Annotated in this window: 23 protein-coding genes; 10 read left to right on the top strand and 13 right to left on the bottom strand. The window is 68.7% G+C overall.

All coding sequences use genetic code 11. The features are described 5' to 3' along the window. The first annotated feature begins 5 nt into the window (after window positions 1-5). Both HYV14_10335 and HYV14_10330 read left to right on the top strand, forming a co-directional pair. On the top strand, window positions 6-767 hold the full coding sequence (locus HYV14_10335) for a hypothetical protein (GenBank protein MBI2386397.1): 762 nt from the start codon (window positions 6-8) through the stop codon (window positions 765-767). After that, the gene (locus tag HYV14_10330; GenBank protein ID MBI2386396.1) at window positions 764-1,000 is read left to right on the top strand and encodes a hypothetical protein; all 237 of its coding nucleotides are present in this window, start codon (window positions 764-766) and stop codon (window positions 998-1,000) included. The genes HYV14_10335 and HYV14_10330 overlap by 4 nt, the downstream gene beginning before the upstream one ends. Window position 1,001: 1 nt before the next feature. Here the strand turns inward: HYV14_10330 and HYV14_10325 are convergent, their stop codons facing one another. Beyond that, on the bottom strand, window positions 1,002-2,792 hold the full coding sequence (locus tag HYV14_10325; protein MBI2386395.1) for a phosphoenolpyruvate carboxykinase (GTP): 1,791 nt from the start codon (window positions 2,790-2,792) through the stop codon (window positions 1,002-1,004). A gap of 128 nt (window positions 2,793-2,920) precedes the next feature. On the opposite strand from HYV14_10325, the gene HYV14_10320 reads away from it, so the two are divergent. After that, window positions 2,921-3,526, top strand: coding sequence for a hypothetical protein (locus HYV14_10320; protein ID MBI2386394.1), 606 nt, complete (start codon window positions 2,921-2,923; stop codon window positions 3,524-3,526). Here HYV14_10320 and HYV14_10315 read toward each other — a convergent pair. Next, window positions 3,513-4,562 (bottom strand): ATP--guanido phosphotransferase, encoded by a 1,050-nt coding sequence (locus HYV14_10315; protein MBI2386393.1) that lies wholly within the window; start codon window positions 4,560-4,562, stop codon window positions 3,513-3,515. The genes HYV14_10320 and HYV14_10315 overlap by 14 nt on opposite strands. A gap of 1 nt (window position 4,563) precedes the next feature. Beyond that, the gene (locus tag HYV14_10310) at window positions 4,564-4,902 is read right to left on the bottom strand and encodes a hypothetical protein (protein MBI2386392.1); all 339 of its coding nucleotides are present in this window, start codon (window positions 4,900-4,902) and stop codon (window positions 4,564-4,566) included. A 24-nt stretch (window positions 4,903-4,926) separates the two neighbouring features. On the opposite strand from HYV14_10310, the gene mgtE reads away from it, so the two are divergent. Together mgtE and HYV14_10300 are read left to right on the top strand one after the other, a co-directional pair. Beyond that, window positions 4,927-6,234 (top strand): magnesium transporter, encoded by a 1,308-nt coding sequence (gene mgtE, locus HYV14_10305; protein MBI2386391.1) that lies wholly within the window; start codon window positions 4,927-4,929, stop codon window positions 6,232-6,234. After that, the gene (locus HYV14_10300; GenBank protein ID MBI2386390.1) at window positions 6,231-6,824 is read left to right on the top strand and encodes a fumarylacetoacetate hydrolase family protein; all 594 of its coding nucleotides are present in this window, start codon (window positions 6,231-6,233) and stop codon (window positions 6,822-6,824) included. The genes mgtE and HYV14_10300 overlap by 4 nt, the downstream gene beginning before the upstream one ends. Here HYV14_10300 and HYV14_10295 read toward each other — a convergent pair. Both HYV14_10295 and HYV14_10290 read right to left on the bottom strand, forming a co-directional pair. After that, window positions 6,781-7,722, bottom strand: coding sequence for a hypothetical protein (locus HYV14_10295; GenBank protein ID MBI2386389.1), 942 nt, complete (start codon window positions 7,720-7,722; stop codon window positions 6,781-6,783). The genes HYV14_10300 and HYV14_10295 overlap by 44 nt on opposite strands. Window positions 7,723-7,982: 260 nt before the next feature. Then, window positions 7,983-8,537, bottom strand: coding sequence for a hypothetical protein (locus tag HYV14_10290; protein ID MBI2386388.1), 555 nt, complete (start codon window positions 8,535-8,537; stop codon window positions 7,983-7,985). Between the two features lie 278 nt (window positions 8,538-8,815). Between HYV14_10290 and HYV14_10285 the strand changes: the two genes are divergently transcribed. Then, window positions 8,816-10,240 (top strand): hypothetical protein, encoded by a 1,425-nt coding sequence (locus HYV14_10285; GenBank protein ID MBI2386387.1) that lies wholly within the window; start codon window positions 8,816-8,818, stop codon window positions 10,238-10,240. On the opposite strand, the gene HYV14_10280 is transcribed toward HYV14_10285, so the two are convergent. From HYV14_10280 to ilvE, 3 genes are all read right to left on the bottom strand, one after another. Continuing rightward, window positions 10,237-11,253, bottom strand: a complete 1,017-nt coding sequence (locus HYV14_10280; protein MBI2386386.1) for a hypothetical protein — start codon at window positions 11,251-11,253, stop codon at window positions 10,237-10,239. The two genes, HYV14_10285 and HYV14_10280, sit on opposite strands and share 4 nt — an antisense overlap. 115 nt (window positions 11,254-11,368) lie before the next feature. After that, complete coding sequence (gene xth, locus HYV14_10275; GenBank protein MBI2386385.1) at window positions 11,369-12,136, bottom strand: exodeoxyribonuclease III; 768 nt, start codon at window positions 12,134-12,136, stop codon at window positions 11,369-11,371. A 3-nt stretch (window positions 12,137-12,139) separates the two neighbouring features. After that, window positions 12,140-13,039 (bottom strand): branched-chain-amino-acid transaminase, encoded by a 900-nt coding sequence (gene ilvE, locus HYV14_10270; GenBank protein ID MBI2386384.1) that lies wholly within the window; start codon window positions 13,037-13,039, stop codon window positions 12,140-12,142. 361 nt (window positions 13,040-13,400) lie between these two features. Between ilvE and HYV14_10265 the strand changes: the two genes are divergently transcribed. Beyond that, window positions 13,401-14,162, top strand: coding sequence for a transposase (locus tag HYV14_10265; GenBank protein MBI2386383.1), 762 nt, complete (start codon window positions 13,401-13,403; stop codon window positions 14,160-14,162). Here the strand turns inward: HYV14_10265 and HYV14_10260 are convergent. The 5 genes from HYV14_10260 to HYV14_10240 are packed head-to-tail and all read right to left on the bottom strand — an operon-like array spanning window position 14,155 to window position 18,387. Next, on the bottom strand, window positions 14,155-14,847 hold the full coding sequence (locus HYV14_10260) for an ABC transporter ATP-binding protein (protein MBI2386382.1): 693 nt from the start codon (window positions 14,845-14,847) through the stop codon (window positions 14,155-14,157). The genes HYV14_10265 and HYV14_10260 overlap by 8 nt on opposite strands. Next, window positions 14,840-16,057, bottom strand: coding sequence for an ABC transporter permease (locus HYV14_10255; protein ID MBI2386381.1), 1,218 nt, complete (start codon window positions 16,055-16,057; stop codon window positions 14,840-14,842). The genes HYV14_10260 and HYV14_10255 overlap by 8 nt, the downstream gene beginning before the upstream one ends. After that, on the bottom strand, window positions 16,054-17,601 hold the full coding sequence (gene lysS, locus HYV14_10250; protein MBI2386380.1) for a lysine--tRNA ligase: 1,548 nt from the start codon (window positions 17,599-17,601) through the stop codon (window positions 16,054-16,056). Before lysS ends, HYV14_10255 begins: the two co-directional genes overlap by 4 nt. After that, window positions 17,594-18,001 carry a response regulator gene (locus tag HYV14_10245; protein ID MBI2386379.1) on the bottom strand — a complete coding sequence of 136 codons (408 nt, stop codon included), beginning with the start codon at window positions 17,999-18,001 and terminating at the stop codon, window positions 17,594-17,596. The genes lysS and HYV14_10245 overlap by 8 nt, the downstream gene beginning before the upstream one ends. Next, complete coding sequence (locus tag HYV14_10240) at window positions 18,001-18,387, bottom strand: response regulator (protein ID MBI2386378.1); 387 nt, start codon at window positions 18,385-18,387, stop codon at window positions 18,001-18,003. The genes HYV14_10245 and HYV14_10240 overlap by 1 nt, the downstream gene beginning before the upstream one ends. 139 nt (window positions 18,388-18,526) lie before the next feature. On the opposite strand from HYV14_10240, the gene HYV14_10235 reads away from it, so the two are divergent. The 3 genes from HYV14_10235 to HYV14_10225 are packed head-to-tail and all read left to right on the top strand — an operon-like array spanning window position 18,527 to window position 21,583. Next, the gene (locus HYV14_10235; GenBank protein ID MBI2386377.1) at window positions 18,527-19,042 is read left to right on the top strand and encodes a hypothetical protein; all 516 of its coding nucleotides are present in this window, start codon (window positions 18,527-18,529) and stop codon (window positions 19,040-19,042) included. Window positions 19,043-19,059: 17 nt separating this feature from the next. Beyond that, entirely contained in the window at window positions 19,060-19,440 is a 381-nt protein-coding gene (locus tag HYV14_10230; GenBank protein MBI2386376.1) for a hypothetical protein, read from the top strand. Between the two features lie 40 nt (window positions 19,441-19,480). After that, on the top strand, window positions 19,481-21,583 hold the full coding sequence (locus HYV14_10225) for a TonB-dependent receptor plug domain-containing protein (GenBank protein MBI2386375.1): 2,103 nt from the start codon (window positions 19,481-19,483) through the stop codon (window positions 21,581-21,583). Window positions 21,584-21,586: the final 3 nt, after the last annotated feature.

Raw genomic sequence — 21,586 nt, 5'->3', positions numbered from 1 at the left:
GCGTGATGACCGCCCTGCTCTCCTGGTCGGCGTGGGCGCTCGCCGTGACGGTCGGGAGCTGCGTGTTCGTGGCCCGCAGCGCGGAGACGGGCCTCGCCTACGTGAACCTGCCGCGGTTCCTCTACTTCCTCTGGGTCCTGGTCTGCGTCCTCCTGCTGTCGGTCCTGCGCGAGCCCGCGGCCGCCGCGGCGGCGCTGATCCTGGCGGCGGCGGTGGGCGTCCGGGCGATCATCGGCGACGAGGCGGCCCCGGGCGGGCGCGCGGCCGAGGTCCTCGAGCGCGTCGCGGGCTGCCGGCGGGCGCTGGAGGCCGACGCGCGCAACCCCGCTTCCCTCGAGCTTCTCGGCGACGTCTACTCGACCCTCGAGGACGGGCCCCTGGCCCTGAAGTACTGGGGCCTCGCCTACGCGATCTGGCCGCAGGCGAAGCTGCTCGAGAAGATCGAGTGCGTCAAGCGGCCCGACCCCGTGTTCCACGTCTGGGGCAGCCCGTGCGTCCGCGAGCTGCGGGCCTGCCCCGCGTGCGAGCGCGTCGGCCCGCGTCTGGAGTTCGCCTGCCCGCGCTGCGGCGAGGCGTTCTTCCCCGGGCGCGCGGGCTGGGCCGCGGCGCGCTTCAACCGGGCGTACGAGGCGAACGGGGCCGGGGCGGCGGTGGAGACCGGGCTCGCGTTCCTGCCGTTCCTGTATTTCTGCGCGCCGTGGGCCTACGCGCTGGCCTGGCTGGTCTGGATCGGCGCGCGCCGCCCGGGCCCGGAGGCGGCGGCATGAGGGCGGGGAGCGCGGGGGAAGCCGGACGGGCGCTGCGGCGCCTGGCGCTGATCGGCGCGCTCGTCGCCGGGTGGAGCGGCTACGCCGCGGGCGTGCCGGCGCCGGCCGGGATCGAGGCGTTGAGGGCGGCTTTCGCGAAGGCGAAGCCGAAGCGGCCCTCGTCGGCCAAGGTGTCCTGGTCCGTCGAGGACACCCCGGCCGCCGGGGCCGCGCGCGCCGAACCGGCCCGCTGAGCTAGGCCGCGACCTTCGTCTTGAGGCGGTCCTTCAGCGCGTTGAACTGGTTCCAGAGCTCCTTGGGGAGCTTGTCGGCGAACTTCTCGAAGAACGGCTTCACGCTGTCGAGCTCGGCGGTCCACTCCTCGGGCTTGACCGCCAGGAGCTGGTCCATCGCCCCGTCGGACAGGTTCAGCCCGGTCAGGTCGAGCGCGCCCGGGGCCGGCAGCCAGCCGATCGGGGTCTTGACCGCCTTGCCCTCGCCGCGCGCGCGGGCGAGGATCCACTCGAGCACGCGCGTGTTCTCGCCGTAGCCGGGCCACAGGAACTTGCCCTTCGCGTCCTTGCGGAACCAGTTCACGTGGAACACCTTGGGCGGGTTCGGGATCTTCCTGCCCATCTCGAGCCAATGCCCGAAGTACTCGCCCATGTTGTAGCCGCAGAACGGCAGCATGGCCATCGGGTCGCGGCGGATCTCTCCGACCGAGCCCTCGGCCGCGGCGGTGCGCTCGGAGGCGACGGTGGCACCGAGGTAGACGCCGTGGGCCCAGTCGAGCGCCTCGAACACCAGCGGCGCCAGGCGCTCGCGGCGCCCACCGAAGATGACGGCCGAGATCGGCACGCCCTTCGGGTCCTCCCACTTGGGGGAGATCGACGGGCACTGCCCGGCCGGCGCGGTGAAGCGGCTGTTCGGGTGGGCGCCGAGCAGGGGCTTGCCGTCCTTGTCCTTGAAGTCGGGCTTCCAGGGCTTGCCTTCCCAGTTGGTGCCGGAGGCGGGGGGAGCGCCCTCGCCGTCCTCCCACCACACGGTCAGGTCGTCGCCCAGGAGCACGTTCGTGAAGATCGTGTTCCTCTGCATCGTCTTGATCGCGTTCGGGTTGGTCTTGGAGTTGGTCCCGGGTGCCACGCCGAAGAAGCCGGCCTCGGGGTTGCAGGCCCACAGGCGGCCGTCGGGGCCGACGCGCAGCCAGGCGATGTCGTCGCCGACGGTCCAGATCTTGTAGCCCTTGCCCTTGAGGCCTTCCGGCGGGATCAGCATGGCGAGGTTGGTCTTCCCGCAGGCCGAGGGGAACGCCGCGACGACGTACTCGGTCTTGCCGTTCTGCTCCACGCCGAGGATGAGCATGTGCTCGGCCATCCAGCCTTCCTTGCGCGCCTGCCACGAGGCGATGCGCAGGGCCAGGCACTTCTTGCCGAGCAAGGCGTTGCCGCCGTAGGCGGAGCCCACGGACCAGATCGTGTTGTCCTCGGGGAAATGCAGGATCATCCGTTTATTGGCGTCGAGGTCGGCCTTCGAGTGAAGGCATTTGACGAACTCGCCGTCCGTGCCGAGCTGCTCGAGCACCGCCGTGCCGATGCGCGTCATGATGCGCATGTTCAGGACGACGTAGATCGAGTCCGTCAGCTCGACGCCGATCTTGGAGAACGGGGAGCCGACCGGACCCATCGAGAACGGGATGACGTACAAGGTGTGGCCGACCATCGAGCCTTTGAGGATCTCGCGCGCCTTCTTGTAGCCTTCCTCGGGCGCCATCCAGTTGTTGGTGGGGCCGACGGCGTCCTTGTCCTTGGTGCAGATGTAGGTCAGGTGCTCGGTGCGGGCCACGTCGTTGGACTTGGAGCGGCTGTAGAAGCAGCCGGGGTACTTCTCCTCGTCGAGAGGGATCAGCTGGCCGCGGGCGACTCCGCGCTTCTCGAGACGTTTCTTCTCGGCTTCGGAGCCATCCACCCATACGACGGCGTCCGGAGTGCAGATCTGGGCGACTTCATCGACCCAGGCTTTGAGCTTGGCGTGTTTGATGTTGACCATGGCCCATTCTAGCACGAGTCCCGCCGGGCGGGATTGACCTATATCAACCCCGCCCCGGGAGATTTTCCTTCGATAATTTGACGGTTTTTTGAGGGCGGCGGGCTCGGAAGGGGGGCTACACTGTGGACATGAACACTCGATCGAAGTTCGCGGTCGCCGCGGCGCTGCTGCTGTCCGCGGCGGGCTGCGTTCCGGCGGCGAAGACGACGGCCGGGGGGCCCGCTTTGGACGCCGAGAGCCGGCGCGCCCTGGCCGAGGACGTGTCCGCCGGCTGGTCGGAGAAGTCGCGCCTGGCGGCGCGTCTGCTGATCGCCCGTTACGGGGCCCCGGACGTGGTGGGGACCAGCCGCCTGGTCTGGCACGGCAACGGCCCCTGGAAGCGGACCATCGTCCGCGACCTGCCCCGGCCCTACGCGGGCCACGCCGGCGAGGAGCTCGGCGTGCTCGAGCAGACCGTCGCCTACAACCTGTCTCCCGAGCAGGCGTCCTCGTTGGCCGGGTTCAGCCCCCTCCTGACGGCCGACGCGGCCGCGATGGAGATGACCTGCCGCGCCGACCGCGAGGAGATCAACTTCCTGCGCCTGAACCTGGCCAACGACATCCTGCTCCGGGTGATCACGCCGCCGGACGCCCGGGCCGCCTACGCGCGCATCCTCGAGCTGGAGGGCGCGGGGAAGACCACGCCGTACCTGCTGGAGCTGCGCTTCGGGCCGGGGCGGCCTAGGACGCCTTGAGCCGCCGGCGGACGAGGGACGCGCGCAGGGCGTCGCGGTCCAGGGGGGAGAGGTCCTTCTGCGCCAGCAGGTCGAGGTGGGCGGGCTGGGTGGACAAGGTCAGCTCGTTGACCACGGACAGGTCCGACGGCAGCTTCCAGCCCATCGCCAGGCCGAGCCTCACGCGCGAGAGGTGGTGCTGGCATTCCTCGAACGACAGCAGGCGCGCGGCGGCGAGCAAGGCCAGGGACCGGTGCAGCTCGTCCTCGAGCCGGATCCGGGCCGAGCCGGCGGACAGCGCCGCGCGGGCCTCGTTCTCGCGCTCGCACACGGCGGCGACGGATTTCTCGAGCGCGGCGAGGATCTCGCCCTCGGTGCGCCCGAAGCCCGTGGCGTTGGAGAGCTGGAAGAAGTCGCCGACGACGCGCGTGCCTTCCCCATATAGGCCGCGGGCGATCAGCCCCGCCCGGCTCAGGCCGTCGAGCAGCTTGCCGACGGCTCCGGTCATGCCCAGGGCCGGCAGATGGACGAGGCACGAGGCGCGCATGCCGGTGCCCAGGTTCGTGGGGCAGGCGGTCAGGTAGCCGAGATCATCCCGGAACGCAAAATCCAATACCGAGGACAGGCGGTCGTCGAGACGGTCCACGCTCGCGTGCGCGGCGCGCAGCTGCTGCCCGGGCAGGAGCGCGGCCAGGCGGAAGTGGTCCTCCTCGTTGACCATGACGACGATCGTCTCGTCGTCGCCGACGACGACGCCGCGCTGGGAGGGGTGCGCGGCCAGCAGCGGGCTGGCGAGATGCCTCTCGACGAGGAACTCCCGGTCGGTCCCGTCCAGGTCGCCCATCTTGAAGAACGCCGCGTTCTTGATGTCGGCGAGCTTGAGCGCGTTGAAGGCGTGGTCGAGGGTCTTCTTCAGCGTGTGCGGGCCGAGGTGGCCCGGGAACGGCCCGCGCAGGTTGCGCGCCAGGCGCACGCGCGTGGACATCACGACCTCGTGCTGCGGCCCCTCGGCTTCGGCCCATTTCGTCTTGAAGCGCAGCATGTTGTGCAGCTGCATGTCAGCGCCTCCCCGGCGTCTTGCCGCGGTGCCGGTAGGCGCCGGCGTGCACCCGCGGCAGGAGGTCCTGGACCTGGGGGAGGAAGTGCTCGTAGCAGTTCGGGCAGCCGAAGCGGCCCGACTCGCGGAACGTCGTAAACGAGATCTTGCAGGTGGGGCAGCGCGGCGCGGGCGCGCGCGTGCGCAGGGCGGCCAGCGCCGCCATCATCGCGTCGAGCGTCGCCTCGGGCTCGACGGCCGCGGCGCAGTGCGAGCACAGCGCCGCCTTCTTCACCTGGTTGTGGGTCACGGTCTGGACGAGCACCGTGGCCTCGCGCGTTCCGCAGTTCTGGCAGACCATCGGTTTAATTATAAGATACTCCCCATGGACGCCGCCTCCTCCGTCATCTCGCGCTTCATCGACGTCGACCCGCAGCAGGCGGCGCTCGCGCTCGAGTCGCTGTCGCCGCGCGGCGCCGCCTCGGTCGTGCGCGCCCTGCCGCCGGAGACCGCGGCGCGCCTGCTCGCCCGCGCGCACCCGCAGTCGGAGGCCGCGATCTACGAGTACCTGGTCCCCGAGCCCGCCGCGACCTTGCTCGGCCTGGCCGACGCCGACGACGCGGCCGACGCCTTCCGCGCGCTCACCGACGAGTCCCGCCGCGCCCTGCTCGCCTCGCTGACCCCGGAGCGGCGCCGCGAGCTCGAGGAGCGCCTGTCCTACCCCGAGCACAGCGCGGGCCAGGTGATGCGCACCGACGTCGTCGCCTTCTCCAAGGACGCGCGCGTGCGCGACGTCGTCGCCCGCCTGAAGACGATCACCGCCACGAAGCACCCGCAGAGCTACGCCTACGTCGTCGACGACCACCGCCGCCTGCTCGGCGTGCTCAACATGCGCGACCTGCTGCTCGCCGAGGACGACGCGCGCGTGGAGACCATCATGCGCGTCGACGTGGTCTCCGTGCCCGCGCACATCGACCGCGAGGAGCTGATCGCCGAGCCGAGGGTGAAGGGCTACCTGTCGATCCCCGTCGTCGACGCGCAGGGCCGCCTGCTCGGCGCCGTGCGCACCTCCGACCTCCTCGAGTCCTCCCAGGAGGAGGCGACCGAGGACCTGCAGAGACTCTTCGGCGCGAGCGCCGAGGAGCGCGCGTTCACCCCGATGCTCTTCAAGGTGCGCCAGCGCCTGCCGTGGCTCACCGTCAACCTGGCCACCGCCTTCCTCGCCTCGGCCGTCGTCGCGATGTTCCAGGACCTGATCGGGAAGATCGCGGTGCTCGCCGTCTTCCTGCCCATCGTCGCCGGCCAGGGCGGCAATGCCGGCATCCAGTCGCTCTCCGTCGTCATCCGCGGCCTCGTCATCGGCGAGGTGCGCTTGCGCGACGCGCTCCGCCTGACCATGCTCGAGATCTCCGTCGGCCTGGTCAACGGCGTCGTCATCGGTATCGTCACCGCGCTGGGCGCCTGGTTCTGGAACGGCAACCCGTGGATGGGCCTCGTCCTCGGCCTGGCGATGGTCGTCAACATGATCGGCGCCGGCCTCGCGGGCGCGGTCATCCCGCTGGGCATGAAGCGCCTCGGCTTCGATCCCGCCCAGTCCTCGGGCATCTTCCTGACGACCGTCACCGACGTCGTCGGCTTCTTCGCCTTCCTCGGGTTCGCGACGCTCTTCCAGGCCCGCCTGCTCCCGAGATGATCCTCCCCGGCCTGAGCCGCCCCGTCGGCACGATCTGGTGCATCGGCCGCAACTACGCCGAGCACGCCAAGGAGCTGGGCAACGAGGCGCCCGCCTCCCCGATCGTCTTCCTGAAGCCCGCGTCCGCGCTGCTGCTCGACGGCGGCGTCCTGCGCCTGCCGCCCGACAGCCGGCGCGTGGACCACGAGGTCGAGCTCGTCGTGGCCGCGGGCCTGAGCCTGATGATGGCCGTCGGCGTCGACTTCACCGCGCGCGACCTGCAGGAGGCCGACAAGAAGAAGGGCCTGCCCTGGGCCTCGGCCAAGGGGCGCCCGGGCTTCGCGGCCGTCGGGAATTTCCTGCCGCTGACCGTGCCGTCCGAGCTCGAGCTGAGCGTGGACGGCGCCGTGCGCCAGCGCGGGAACACGAAGGACATGATCTTCACGATCGAGAGGATCATCGACCACCTCGACCGGACCTACGGCCTCGCCGAGGGCGACCTGATCTTCACCGGGACCCCGGCCGGCGTGGCGCCGGTCGCCGCGGGCGCGCGCGTCGAGGCCCTCCTTAACGGGGGAGAGAGCCGTCTTCGCCTGACCGTCGCCGCTTGAGCGCCAGCGGGACGATCACGCCGCCCAGCGCCGCCGAGACCAGGGCGATCAAGGCCAGCAGGCCCCAGCCTTTCGGCGAGCGCGAGAGCAGAGGGCGCGGCCCGTCGGGCGCGGAGCCTCCCGCGGTCCCGGCGCCGGCCTCGCCGGCGCCGCGCGCTTTCCCGTCGCCGTCCGCGGACGGGCCGTCGACGCGGAGCTTCAGCGCCTTGTACCGCTCGGCGAAGTCCGGATCGAGCTTCGCGGCCGTCTCGAGGTCGGCGAGCAGCTCCGCTTCCTTCATGCCGAGCGCTCTCTTGGCCTCGGCGCGGGCCGCGTAGCCGGCGGCCAGCCGCGGGTCGAGCGCGACGGCGTCGTTCGAGTCGCCGAGCGCCCCGGGCGCGTCTCCGGCCGCCAGGCGCGCCTTGGACCGCTCGACGCGGACCGCGGCGCTCCTCGGATCGGCGGTGATCGCCGCCTCGAAGTTCTTCAGCGCCGCCTTCGGGTCGAGCTTGATGCGGCTCCAGCCGAGCGCGACCTGCCTCTGCGCCTCGAGCGCGGAGGCGCTCGTCATCGCGACGCCAGGCCCGCGCGTGCCGGGCGTCGAGCCGGGGCCGGAGCCCGCGTCGCCGCCGCCCGCTCCCGCCGCGCCTCCGCCGGGCGCGGAGCCGCCCGAGGGCGTCCCGGCCGCGGCCGCGCCCCGGTCCTTGACCTGCATGTACAGCGCGAGGGCGTCCTTGTCCTTCGGGTTGTCGTGGAGGATCCGCTGCGCCCTCTCGCGGGCCAGCGCGTAGTCGCCGGCCTTGTAGAAGACCTCCGAGCCCGTCAGCAGCGCCTCGCGGATCATCTTCTTGTCGCCCGACGCCTGCGCGAGCCTCAGCCCGCGCTCCGCGTACGGGATCGCGCGCGGGGCCTCCTCCACTGAGGCGAGGCTTTTGCTGACCTCTAATTGAGTTTCCGTGTCTTTCGGCTCCGCGTTAGCGATGGACTCGATCTTCTCGACGGCCGCGGCTTTTTCTTTTTTAAGTCGAGTGGTTTCTTCCGGAGAAAGAGAGGGATTGTTTTTCCTAGTCGCGTCGGCGTTGGTGGCAGTCTCAACTAGCAGAGCCAAATCCCTACTTCGCTTTCCAGCTAGCCCGACTGTCGGAACAAACAAAAGTACAAGAACAAGATTTCTTATTCTCATGGGAGAAGTTGCTTAAGGTCGGCGTCCTTCAGGTAAAGTGCGCTCTCTGCGGCGAATAGGGCCTTGATTTCTTTGGCTTCAGGCGGCAACGCCACCTGTCTTACTTTACCAACGATCCCGGTCGCGTGCATCGCGCTGATAGGCGTTCCATCCAACGACATCCGAATCTGGTATCCGTCAATTTCGCTTCCTGAGGCAGTCTCCTTGACGAGCATCGTACCGATGTCTATTCCCTTTGGTCGGGGCACCCCTTTCTCGTCAACCTCATAGACGACGCAAATGGAATGCTCCTTTCCATCTTTGGATTTATCGTCGTCAATGCTGAGCCCCTTGGCTGGAACTTCGTCTGATTCGTACCCAAGTGTTCGGCTGCTCGGCGCCTTAATCGGCCAATCGGTCCCGTTCTTAAAGACGTAATCAGCAACGGCTTGCCATGTTCGAGCGACCTGTTTTTTCGCGGTCTTAGTCTTTTCTTTGGGCTTGGCTGAAGCGGGGGCGGCGAAGCCGATCAACGCCGCGATGAGGACGAAAGAGATGAGTCGAGGGGCCATGAACCAAGGATAGCGGGAACGGAGGGCGAGGGCAAGGGAGGAAGCCAAGTGTTTTCCGCAAATTTACGGAGCGGGCGGCGTGTAAACCCCTCGTTTTGCAAAAAATAGCGCTTATTTATTAAGGGCTATTCACTTTCGGCGCCGGTGGTGAATACGGCTTGTTTTTGCAGTGTAATTTTTTCAAAAACGAGGGGTTTTTGCGGAACCTAGGTCCAGGGCCCTTGGGGGTGGGACTTTGGGCTCTTCCTTTAAAGCGCCTAGACGGGCACACTGAAGCGATGCCCGTCATTCGGGTCGCCGTTCTATTGCTGGTGCTCGCCGCCCCGTGGGCGCGGGCGCAGCGCGTGCGCGTCTCCGCCCCGGCCATCGGCGGCGGGCACGCATTGATCGCCGCGCCGTCACCCGTGCTGTCCGCGCCGACCATAATCTCGCCGTCCGTTTCGCCGGCTCCGACCTTGTCGGCCCCGGCGGCCCTCACGGTCCTCGCCGCTCCGGCTCTCCAGGTCCCGGCGGCTCTCGCGGCCGCGGCGGTCCCCTCGGTCCCCTTGGCCAGCGCGACCCCGGCGAAGGCGGCGCCTCGGGCCGCCGCGCCGCTCGAACTCTCCGCCGGCCGCGACGCGCTCGCCGAATTCGAGACGATCGACCTGAGGTCCGCGCCGGCCGCGGAGGTCCGCGACGGCGCGGACGCGCTGATGGCGCGCGCGCTCGGCGGGGAGGCCGCGCGGACGCCGGCGCTGACGATCGGCCGGCTGTCCGCTCCCGAGATCGCGCTCTCCGCCTTCGAGGCCCGCCCGGCGCGGGAGCCGGCCTCCGGCCCGCGCGTCCATCTCCTCTCGAAGCCGCTGCACGCGACGGTCGAGCTGGGTCCCGCGGCGCGCTTCGTCTACTACGCCCTCGAGGCGGCGTTCGCGATCGTGAAGGCCGCCGTGACCTGGCAGGCGACGGGCTCGCCCGCGGCGGCGGCGGCGATGCTGGCCTTCGACGCGCTCAAGGCGCCCGGCTCGCTCACCGCGGAGAGCCTCGCGGACCTGAACCTGCGCTACTGGCGGCGCAAGCTCACGACGCTCAAGCGCCTCGCGGACACGCCGGGCGTGACTCGCATCCGCGTCCTCACGACGGGGCAGGCCAAGTTCTCGGGCATGCCCGCCCGGAGCAAGGAGAACACCGGGCTCGTGTTCATGGACTCGACCGGCCCCCTGCCCGAGACGATCGCGGAGTTCGGCGCCCCGATCCCGGTCAGCGACCTCGCCGGGCGCAGCGTGCGCCTCGCGATGAAGTACGACGGCGTCGAGGACGCGGCGGTCTGGACGCCGGCGTTGGACGCGCTGCTGTCGGGCGCTCCGATCCCCGCGGACGTCGCCGCGGCCTGGCGCGCGCGGCTGGAGGCCGAGAACAAGGGCCGCTCGCCGCTGCGGCGCCTCTTCGATTTCCGCAAGGACAAGGAGCTCGTCGTCGAGGGATACCTGTCCGACGGCGCGGGCGGGGAGTCCGCGCTCGGGACGATCGCCTTCGGCCGCTCGGTCAAGCGCCTCGTGGGCCTCGGGCGCCTCGACCGGCTCGGCGCGCTGTTCGGCCGGGCGTCCGTCCCGCGCGCGATCCCGCTGTCCGACACGATCGTCGAGCGCGGAGGGGAGCGGACGGTGAAGGGCTTCCTGCGGCGGCTCTGGCGGCGCCTGACCGGCGCCCTGATCGTGAGGCCTTAGCGGCAGACGGACGCGCCGTCGAGGGCGATGGGCTTGCCGCCGGCGCCGGCGCCCGACTTGCGGAAGGTCAGCGCGATGGGGAAATGGTCGGAGGCGCGCGCGCCGGCCTCGCGCTCGGCCAGGGCGACCTCGGCCGAGCTGACGGCGCCCGCGACGACGAGCTCCTCGTCGAGGAAATCGTCGCTGACGAGGAAGTGGTCGTAGTTGTTGGCCGCGCCCTCGCGGCCGTGGCGCGAGGTGGGCTCGTCGACGAGCGCGGTGAAGCCGGGCCCGAGGCTGTCCTCGATCGGCGACCAGGAGCGGTCGCCGGACCGGACGCTGAACTCCTTGCCCTTGCCTGTGGGCAGGTTGAAGTCTCCGGCGACGATGAAGTCGGGATCGGCGCCCGGCCGGCTCGCCTGCGCGCGCACCCAGTCCATGATGATCTTGAGCTCGGCGACCGAGGCCGAGGCGTCGCCTTTCGCGTAGCTCAGGTGCACGCTGAGCACGGTGAAATCGGCGTCGCCGGAGGCGAGGTGAGCCATGTGCGGCGGATGGCGCACGCCCGCGAGGTTCAGGTTGCCGGAGCAGTTCACGCTCACGCCGGGGCCGGTGAAGATCGCGTTGTTCATCGAGTCCGAGGTGTCCTCGAAGCTCATCGTCCAGCCGCGTCCCTCGCCGGGGAGCTGCCGGGAGAGCGTCTCGGCGCCCTTGTCGTTGGCGACCTCCTGCGCTGCGAGGATCATCGTCCCCGCGCCGGCCAGGGCCCGGCCGAGGCCGAGGCGCAGGGCGTCCTTCTTGGCCTTGGAGGCCTTCCTGCCGAGGGTCTGCACGTTCCAGGAGACGAGGCGTCCGAGGGCGGCGCCGTCGCCGGCTGGGGTCTGGGACGGAGGCTTGCGGCCGCGAAAACGGTCCCAGAGGCCGCGGAACGTGTCGCTCAGGTCGGCGGAGGGCTCGGCCGAGGCCGCGGCGGCGTGAGGGGCCGGAGCGGAGAGGGACAGGGCGACGAGCAGGATCGCGAGGGGACGCGTCATGCCCTCATGCTACCGCGGACCGGCGGGGATTGCGCGGGACCTAAGGGGAGAAAACGTCTCGTCATTCGGCCCAGACCCGCCTAGGACTATCCTTTGAGGATAATCCTCCGGACGATCAGGCCAGCTCGATGCCGACCGGGCAGTGGTCGGAGCCCATCGTCTGGGCCTGGATGAACGCGCCCTTGAGCCGCGGGCGCAGGCTCTTCGAGACGAAGAAGTAGTCGATGCGCCAGCCCACGTTGCGATCGCGCGCGCGGGACTGCTGGTCCCACCACGAGTAGTGCTCGGGCCCCGTCTCGAACTCGCGGAAGGTGTCGATGAAGCCGTCGGCGAGGAGGCGGTCCATCCACTCGCACTCCTGGGGCAGGAAGCCGGAGATCTTCCGGTTCTCCTTGGGGCGCGCGAGGTCGATCTCCTTGTGCGCGGTGTTCACGTCGCCGCAGATCACGATCTTGTCGTCGCCGCGCTTGCGGTAGCGCGGGATGACGTCCTTGAGGAAAGCCTCATAGAAGTCCATCTTGAACTTCAGGCGCTCCTCGCGGGCCTTCCCGTTGGGGAAATAGATGTTGAAGAGCGTGATGTCGCCGTGCTTCGTGGCCAGCACCCGGCCCTCGTTGTCGAACTCCTTGAGGCCGAAGCCGCGCTCGACGAGCGCCGGCGCGGACTTGGAGAAGGTCGCCACGCCCGAGTAGCCCTTCTTCTCGCCCCAGTGGAACTCGCCGTGGTAGCCGAGCGGGTTGACCATCTCCGGGGCCAGCTGGTCGGGCTGGGCCTTGGTCTCCTGGAGGCAGACGACGTCCGCCTTCTCGGCCTTGAACCAGTCGCCGAAGCCCTTCTTCCACGCGGCGCGGACGCCGTTGACGTTCCAGCTGACGAGCTTCAAGGCTTACTTGGCCTTGACCGCTTCGTACACCGGCGTGCCGGCCGCGGCCGAGTTCGCGTAGTCGCGGAAGTGCTTGATCAAGGTCTTCGTGGTGGCGCCCGCGACGCCCTTGCCGATGACGCGGCCGTCGATCTTGACGGCGGCGATGACCTCGGCGCCGGTGCCGGTCAGGAACACCTCGTCGGCGCCGTACAGGTCGTAGCGCGGGAAGTTGCGCTCGATCACCTTCACGCCGAGCTTCTTCTCGCACAGCTCCATGACGACGTTGCGCGTCACGCCGACGAGGATGCCGGCGGAGGTCGGCGGGGTGAATATTTTCCCATCCTTGATGTAGAAGATGTTGTCGCCCGAGCACTCGGAGACGTGGCCGGTGGCGTTGAGCAGGATCGCCTCCTGCGCGCCGGCCGCGGTGGCCTCGGCGCGGGCGAGTATGTTCGCGAGGTAGTTCAGCGACTTGACGCCGGGGGTGACCTGGTCCAAGCCCTTCTGCCGGATGGTCGAGGTGATGACCGTGAGGCCCTTCTCGTAGAACTCCTCGGGGTACAGCTCGATGCGGTCGGCGATGATGAAGAGGGTGGCGCCGTCCTTGCACTTGCGCATGTCGAGGCCGAGGTCGCCGACCCCGCGGGTCACGACGAGGCGGATGTAGGCGTCCTTCAGGCCGTTGAGGCGGACGGTCTCGAGGATCGCCTTCTCGATCTCCTTGACCGGGGTCGGCAGCTTGAGGAGGATGGCGTTGGCCGACTCCTCGAGGCGCTTGAGATGGTCGTCGAGCCGGAAGATGCGGCCGTTGTAGGCGCGGATGCCCTCGAAGATCCCGTCGCCGTAGAGGACGCCGTGGTCGAAGACGGAGATTTTGGCGTCGTCCTTATCGTAGAACTTGCCGTCGATGTAAATCTTCATTAATTACTCCCGGCGCGCCGCCGCGCCCGACGAGAAAAGGATACAAAATCATCCCATATACTCCATTGATTTAGATCAGCCCCGGGCCTATACTGGAATCGAAGACGCCGACAGGCCTTAAGGTCGAGGACTCATCCAACAAAGCCGCCCTATCCGGGCGGAAAACAGAGGCCAATAAAAGGCCCTCGGATGCAAAACACTCGACTGAACAGAGCGCTCGAAGGCGGAAGCTGGAAAGCGCTGGCGTCTCCACCCCGGTCCGACGGTCGAACCGGGGTCCTTTTTGTTCGTTGGTGCCAGGCCTCCCATTATCCCATTACTCGCGAGGGAACAATTTGGCACCCTCAATCGTATGATAGGTATGGGAAGAACACATCGAATCCATTATGCCGGCGCGATCTATCACGCGATGGCGCGCGGCGTCGATGGATGTTCCATCTATGCCGACGATTTCGACCGTCAGCATTTCCTGAGAGGAATCCGGCGAATGACGGAACGAACCTCCTCCGAAATCCTCGCGTATTGTTTGATGGGGAACCATTTTCACCTGGCAATCCGCGTGGGGAAGGTCCCGCTCTCTTCCTGCATGCACGGTCTGATCGGCAGCCATGGAACCATGTTCAATCGCCGGCATGATCGAACTGGGCACCTGTTCCAGGCGCGATACAAGGCGGTCCTATGCCTCGACGATCGCTATCTCGCCGGGCTCATCCCGTACATCCATATGAATCCGGTCCGAGCGGGATTGGTCGTCGCGCCGCAAGATTGGCCTTGGTCGAGCTTCCGGCCGGGCATAGATGCGGCGAGCGGGGTGGCGGACTTCGATCCCTGGCCTGAGGGAAGCCGGGAGATCGACCTAACGCGGCAGGTCGATTCCGTAATCCTCGACCTGGATGCCATCGGTCAGACCATTATGGCTCAGGCGGGCGTCGCCGATGCCGAACTCCGTTCCCGCATCCGGGTCCCTAGTCTCGTCGCGGCGAGACGCATGTTCGTCGCCGAGGCGTTGCGCAATGGACACGATCAATCGGCGGTCGCGAAATGGCTGAACGCGACGCGCAGCACCGTCAGCCGTTACGCGTGCGGAAGTAATGGGATAATGGGAGGCCTGGCACCTATATAAGGCGGCCGTCGGTCATGCGGAGGATGCGGTCGGCGGCGTGGGCGGCGGGCTCGTCGTGGGTGACGAGGACCACGGCGGCGCCCTGCTCGCGGGCGACGCGGCGGAAGTCGGCGAAGACGCGGTCGCCGTTGGCCCGGTCGAGGTTGCCGGTGGGCTCGTCGGCCAGGATCACCGAGGGCTTGTTGATCAGGGCGCGCGCGATGGCGGCGCGCTGGCGCTCGCCGCCCGAGGTCTGGGAGGGGAAGCGGTCGCGCAGGGCGCCGATGCCGAGGGACTCGAGCAGGGCGGTCGCGCGCGCCGTGCCGCTCGCGAGGGGCTCGGCGGAGAGGCCGTTGGCCGTCGCGAGGCGGGCGGGCATCAAGACGTTCTCCAGGATCGTGAACTCGGGGAGCAGCGAGTCGAACTGGAAGACGAAGCCGATGTGGGCGCAGCGCAGCTTCGCGCGCTCGAGCTCGGCGAGGTCGGCGGCGCGGCGGCCGCGCACGGTCAGGTCGCCCGCGTCGGGGCGGTCCATCAGCCCGAGCAGGTTCAGCAAGGTGGACTTGCCCGAGCCGCTGGGGCCGAGGATGGCGACGAACTCGCCCGAGGCGACCGTGAAGTCGATGCCGCGCAGGACCGAGACGGCCGCCGCGCCGTGCCCGTAGCGCTTGCTGACGCCGCGGACGACGATCGCCGCTTCATCCATAGTGGATGGCCTCGACGGGGTCGGCCTTCGCGGCGCGCGAGGCGGGGTAGAGCGTGGCGATCAGGGAGAGCAGCAGGCCCATGCCGGTCACGGCGAGGACGTCGCCGGGGCGCACGTCCACCGGAACCTTCGAGAGGTAGTAGATGTCGGCCGGGAGCTCGACGATCTGGAAGGTGGCGATCACCCAGCACAGGATCATGCCGAGGCCGAGGCCCATGACGACCCCGGAGGCGCCGATGATGAAGCCCTCGACGAGGAAGATCCGGCGGATGAGGCCCGGGCCCGCGCCCATCGCCTTGAGCAGGCCGATGTCCCGCGTCTTCTCGACGGACCGGAGGATCAAGGTCGAGGCGATGCCGAGCGAGGCCACGAGAGTGATCAAAGTGAGGATGATGAACATCACCGCCTTCTCGAGCTTCAGCGCCGCGAACAAGGTCTGGTTCATCTGCGCGTAGGTGCGCACGAGCTTGCCGTAGCCGAGGACGGCGCGCAGGCGCTTGGCGGCGTCGTCGGCGCGGCCCAGGTCCTTGAGCTTGAGGCCGACGCCGGAGGCCCCGGCGTCCACGCCCAGGAACTTCGCGGCGGCCGGGAGGCCCGTCCAGACCGAGGCGCTGTCGTACTCGTAGTAGCCGGTCTTCAGCGTGCCGGCGACGCGGAACTTCTGCATTTTCGGCAAAAGTCCCAGGGGGGTCGCGACGCTTTTGGGCGAGACCAGGACGACCTCGTCGCCGAGCTCGCTGCCGAGGTGGTCGGCGAGCTCGACGCCGAGCACGATGCCGGGGACCTTGCCCTCGCCGATCCCTTCCCAGGAGCCCGAGGTGAGCTTCGCGGCGAGGTCGTTGACGGCGAACTCCCGCGCCGGGTCGATGCCCTTGACGACGACGCCGATCGAGCGGTCGCGGACCGTGAGGATCGCCTGGCCGAGCGCGAACGGGGCGGAGGCCTCGTGGTCGGGGTCGGCCCGGACGAGCGCCAAGGTGTCCTCCACGTCCCGGGGGGAGCGCGCGCCGAGGACCGTGACGTGCGCCTGGGCGCCGACGATCTTGCGCTGGATGTCGGTCTGGAAGCCGTTCATCACCGAGAGCGTGGTGAGCAGGGCGGCGACGCCCACCGTCACCCCGGCCACGCCGATCAAGGTCGTGACGACGGCGAACAGGCCCTTGCGCTTGGCCTTGAGATAACGCAGGGAGATGAAAAGCTCGAGGCTCACGCGGGTTTTTCGTGCTTGAGCGTCGGGAACAGGATCACGTCGCGGATCGAGTCCCGGCCGGTGAGGAACATGGTCAGGCGGTCGATGCCGACGCCGATGCCGCCCATCGGGGGCATGCCGGCCTCCATCGCCTGGATGAAGTCCTCGTCGAGCAGGTCGGCCTCGGCGTCGCCGGCCGCGTTCTGCTTCATCTGCTCGACGAGCCGGTCGCGCTGGTCCTGGGGATCGTTGAGCTCGGAGTACGCGTTCGACAGCTCGATGCCCGCGGCGAAGCACTCGAAGCGTTCGACGAGAGATTGAGTCCCCGGCTTCAGCTTGGCGAGCGGGGTGATCGCCGTCGGGTGGTCGAACAGGAAGGTGGGCTGCTCGAGCAGGTCCTCGATCCTCGACTCGACGATGCGGTCGAAGAGCTTCGCGCTGGGAGTCTTCTCGCCGGCGTGGATCCCGAGCTTTTCGGCGAGCTTCAACAGGCCGGGGCGGTTGAAGCCCTTGCCTTCCAGCACGTTCTCGATGGGCTCGCCGCAGCGGTCCTTCCAGATCTCGGGCAGGTACAGCCGCTTGAACGGCGCCTTCAGCGAGATCTTCTTGCCGCGCCACTCGACCTCGCTGACCCCGCAGGCGTCGGCGCACTCGGTGAGCAAGGTCTCGAAGAGGGCGGCCATCCCCTCGTAGTCGGAATACGCCTCGTACGCCTCGAGCATGGTGAACTCGGGGTTGTGGCTCGTGTCGACGCCCTCGTTGCGGAACACGCGGCCGATCTCGTAGACGCGATCCAAGCCGCCGATGACGAGCTTTTTCAAGTAGAGCTCGGTGGCGATCCGCAGGACCATGTCCTGCTCGAGGGCGTTGTGGCGCGTGTGGAAGGGGCGGGCGGAGGCGCCGCCGGCCTGGCCGAGCAGGACGGGGGTCTCCACCTCGACGTAGCCGCGCGAGTCGAGGACGCGGCGGATGGTCGAGACGATCTTGGCGCGCTTTATGAAAGTCTCCCGCGATTCGGCGGTGGACACGAGGTCCAGATGGCGCTGCCGGTAGCGCAGCTCGGTGTTGGTGATGCCGTGCCACTTCTCGGGCATCGGCCGGATGGCCTTGGCGAGGACGGCCGCGTGCTCGACGGCGACGGTGGGCTCGCCGGTCTTGGTGATGAACACCGAGCCGGAGGCCGCGACGAAGTCGCCGACGGCGAGGTCCCGCTTGACCAACGCGAAGACGTCCTCGGGCAGGGCGTCCTTCTTAAAGTACACCTGGGCGTTGCCCGACAGGTCGGCGAGGCGGCCGAAGATGGACTTGCCCATGTCGCGCAGCTCGACGAGGCGGCCGGCGATGGCGACCTTTTCCGTCGAGTGCTGCATGGGCTCGGTCAGGCCGGCGCTCAGAGGACGGACGGCGGAGCAATCATTCTTGCGGACCGTGCGGGACGGGAAAGGGTCGATATTGCGGGATCGCATGTCGGCGATCTTGGCCTTCTTCAAGGCCATCAATTCTTCCAGGCCGCGGCCGTCGGCTGCGGGGGCGGGTGCGGCGGGAACCTTGGGCGCGTCAGACATTCTTCTTTTCTCCGCGTGAAGCGAGGATGCCGGCGATGAGCTCGCGGAGCATCTTGGGGTCGAAAGGCTTCTGCACGTAGGCCGCCACGTTCGGCGCCATCTCGAAGAGGTCGCGCATCTTCTGGCCCTTGGCGGTCAGCACGAGGATGGGGATGTCCTTGGCGCGCGGCTCGGTCTGCAGGCGCATGTTGAGCTGGTAGCCGTCCATCACCGGCATCATGATGTCGAGGACGATGAGGTCGGGCAGGGGGCGCGAGTGGTCGGGGGGCTCGATGCCGAGGCGCTCGAGCGCGATCTGGCCGTTGCCGGCCTCGCCGACCGCGTAGCCCTCCTTCTCGAGGGCGAAGCGCAGCAAGGTGACGATATCGGGTTCGTCGTCGACGACGAGGATGGAGGGCATCAGCGCTTCTCCAGCAGCTTGGCGACCAGCTCGCGCAGCATCTTGGGATCGAAGGGCTTCTCGAGGTGCTCGGTCACGCGGCAGTCCGGGTTGAAATGGTCCTTCACCGCCCCCTTGGCGGTCAGCACGAGGACGGGAACGGCCTTGGTGCGGGCGTCCTCCTGCAGGCGGGCGCATACCGCGTAGCCGTCCATGACGGGCATCATGACGTCGAGGATGACGAGGTCGGGGATGACGGTCGTCTCGTCGCGCGGCTCGAGGCCGACCTTGGCGAGGGCCTCGGCTCCGTCGTAAGCGGCGATGACCGTGTGTCCGTCTTTCTCGAGCATGAATTTGATGAGCGTGACGACGTCTCGCTCATCGTCGACGAGCAGTATCCGCGCCATGGCCCCGATTCTATTAAATATACCGACCTCATGAAACCGGCCGTCAAGCCGCTGCCCCGGCCCTCTAGGCCTCCCGGCCGCCGGCGGTGGGCCTTAAGCCCGATATCCTTCGACGGGGAGGGCGCGGTATAATCTCCTCATGAACCGCGTCAAAACCCCTTTCGCCGCCGGTCTTTTCCTCGCCCTTCTCTCGTCGTCCGCCTTCGCCACGCCCTCCGAGGACGCCTTCAGCGCGGCCATCGACGCCATCAACGAGTCCTCGGCCAAGGTCGCCGCCGCCCAGGCGAAGCGCTCCCGCGAGCGGAAGATCGAGGCGACCGCGCCCACCTGCCCCCCCGCGCAGATCGACGCCGCCTACGCGGCCCTTCCCCGCTGCGAGGCCGCGATCAAGAAGGCCTTCGGCGTCGACGTGCGCGACTTCAAGGGCGTCCTGAGCAAGGGCTTTTCCCGGAGCGGCCTGTCGCTCGTCCTGTTGACGACGACGGACGCCTTCTTCTACCACGAGGACTGCGACATCTGCGCGGCCGTCGAGCGCTGCTCCCTGAAGGACGGCTCGCTCTCCACGCTCAAGACCGCGCACAGCGTGGACTGCCGCGACCTGGCGCCCTTCCTCAAGAAGGACGTCGCCTACAGCGCCTGCCCTCTGCGTCCGTAAGCTGGTATAATCCCGGCGTGAGGAAGCTCCTTCGCCTGCTGCTCGTCGCCTCGGTGCTGTACGGCACCGGCGCGCATTGGGTGGCCCTCCAGAGCGCGGCGTGGGCGAGCATGATCGCGGCGCGCGCCGGCGAATCGTCTTTGGCGGAGGTCGTGTCGTCCACCTTCTCCGGCGAGAAGCCGTGCCGCATGTGCCGCATCGTCGAAAAAGGCGCCAAAGCCGAGCAAGGTCCCTCGATCCTGCGGTCCTCCCCGGGCCTCGATCTCGCCGTTTCCGCCGTTTCGGATCCGCGGGCCGTGCTTCCCGCGCGCACCCCCGCCGTTTTGTCGTCGCCGTTCGGCGCTTCCCGTCCGTCCCGCCCCGTCGTCCCTCCGCCCAAGACCGTCCTCCCCGCCTAGCCGTCCGCGCCTCTCGGCGCGTCGATCATAGGGAGGATACATGCGTTTATTTTTCGCCGTCCTGGCGTTCGCCGTCCTGTCGTCGCCGTGCCGTTCCGAAGAAGCAGCCATGCTCGAGCCCGTCGTCGTCCTGGGAGCCCGGATCCAGGAGAACCCGTCCGCCCGCGCGATCGGGCGGGTCGAGCGCGGCGTGATCGAATCCGTCGACGCCTTCAGCCTCAAGGACCTGATGGACAAGACGCCCGGCGTTCTCGCCAAGCAGTCCAACGGCCCGCGCGACGTGTCGATCTCCGTGCGCGGCTCCGGCGCGAAGACGAGCTTCGCGATCCGGAATATTAAAATGTACGAGGATTGGTTCCCCGTCACGCAGTCCGACGGCCTCTCCCGCACCGACATCCACGACCCCAACGCCTACGAGGGGATCGACGTCCTGCGCGGGCCGTCGTCGTCCTTGCACGACAACTATGCGCTCGGAGGCGCGGTGAACTTCCGCACGCGGCTCGGGCGCGACGTCGACGGCCTCGACGCCGGCGTCACCGCCGGCTCGTACGGCTATCAGAACGAGCGCCTGCATCTCGGCCGCCGGACGAAGTCCTTCGAGTACTCGGCCTTCGTCAGCCACATCCGCGCCGACGGCTACACCTACTACAACGGCTACAAGACCGTGACCGAGAACGTCGTCGGCCGGTTCTACCTCGACGAGTCGCGCACGGTGGTCTTCAAGTTCCTGAACAACGACATGGAGGCGCAGGTCCCGAGCCGCCTCTCCCGGGCTCAGATGGACGCCGATCCCCGGAGCGCCGGCCTCACGAACGTGACGGGGGTCGGGAGCGTCAGCGCCGAGCGGGCTTCACAGAGCCGGCGGGACCGCCGGACGATCCTCGGCGGGCGCTACGAGCAGCGGCTCGATCCCGAGACGGGCTGGCGCTTCCTCGGCGCGTACGACGTCAAGGACATCGACCAGACCTTCGGCACGATCTCGGACACGGTCAATCCGAACTTCCATCAATACGCCGACGTGACGCGCGAGGGGACGATCGGCGGGCTGAGCGCGAAGCACTACGCGGGCGTGTTCTTCAACCGGATGGAGCAGGAGTCCGCGTCGTTCCGGAACCTCGCCGACTGGGCCGGGACGCGCGGCGCCCTGCAGTCGAGCACGCGCGGCTTCCACCAGAACCTCGGCTTCCGCCTCCGCGAGGAACTGGAGGTGTCGCCGCGATGGACGGCGATCGCGGGGCTCGGCGTCGAGCGGTCGCAGGTGAAGGCCGCGGTGCGGACCCGCACGGGCGCGGAGACCTATTCGCGCGCGGATGCCGACCGCGTGTTCCACAACGCGGCGCCCGAGGCGGCGCTGAGCTGCAAGGCGGAAGCCTGGACCGGCCGGGCCCGCGCGGGCATGGGCTACGGCACGCCCGGGATCGGCCAGTTGACGACCACGCCGGACGGCCTGACGGGAAACAACACCGGCCTCAAGCCCCAGCGCAACCTGGGCTTCGAGGCCGGCGCGGGCGGGAAGTCCGGCGGCCTGTCCTGGGACGCGGCCGCCTACTATGAGGTCTACTGGAACGAGTTCGTCACCCAGACCCCGGGGGCGGGACTCGGCGCCTTCACCGCGAACGCGCCGCGCGCCGACCATCGCGGCGCCGAGCTGTGGGCCGACTGGCGAAGCCCCGAGGGGCTCCTGCTCGCCGGCGCCTGGACATTCAACGACCATGTGTACAGGACCTTCCGCGAGTCCGCCGGCGGCGGCCTCTCGATCGACCGCGCGGGGTCGCGCGTTCCCGGCGTCGAGCGCTCGGTGCTCAACGCGCGCGCCGGCTGGGACCGGCCCGGGCTCCCCGGGGGCTGGGTCGAGGCGAACCAGGTCTCGGACTACGCGGTCAACAACGCGAACACCCTGCGCGCGAGGCGGTACACCGTGCTGAACCTGAACGCGCACTGGAAGCGCGGCGTGTCGTGGGGCCCGGTCAGCCAAGTGACTATGACCTTCGACCTGCGCAACCTGATGAACATCGCCTATGACGGTTCCGCCGTCACCGTCGCGGACGCGAGCTCGGACACGCCGGCGAGCCTTTTGGCGAAGCAGGCGTTCTTCGCCGGGCAGGGCCGCTCGGCGTACGGCGGGCTTACTTTTCACTTCTAGGAG

The sequence above is a fragment of the Elusimicrobiota bacterium genome (assembly GCA_016182905.1).
Taxonomy (GTDB): Bacteria; Elusimicrobiota; Elusimicrobia; order UBA1565; family UBA9628; genus GWA2-66-18.
The sequence above is the reverse complement of the archived record's forward strand: the minus strand, read 5'-3'. Positions and strand labels throughout refer to the sequence as shown.